Here is a 289-nt window from a genome sequence, read left to right on the forward strand (position 1 = left end):
TCGCTCTCGCTTAAGAGATTTGGAGTCAGATTCTCTTAATCCTATACCTTCTAATTTGGACCCAGCGAAAGGTTATCCTGAGATACTCCATATTCAAACTTTGAAGGGTTATTTCGGAGAAACATTTGCAGGAATCATAGCGTTAAACTTTTCACCTTTTGGTGAAACAGATTGGGAGGTTCCGGCCTTTCTTTTTCGGTTTCACTTAACCGAATTTCAACAACTAGAGTTCCTTCAGCAAGTTGAGGATGAGGAAGCTAACCTTCGTCCTGGAAGAACCGGAGATGAT

At 41.5% G+C, this 289-nt stretch carries 1 protein-coding gene; it reads left to right on the forward strand.

Annotated features, from left to right (window positions below):
• Positions 1 to 289: hypothetical protein (locus FLQ44_RS24020; protein ID WP_206208665.1), on the forward strand; the 289-nt coding region annotated here is incomplete at both ends.

Origin of the sequence: Vogesella mureinivorans (assembly GCF_007644035.1) — a bacterium.
In the GTDB taxonomy this organism is placed as follows: domain Bacteria; phylum Pseudomonadota; class Gammaproteobacteria; order Burkholderiales; family Chromobacteriaceae; genus Vogesella; species Vogesella mureinivorans.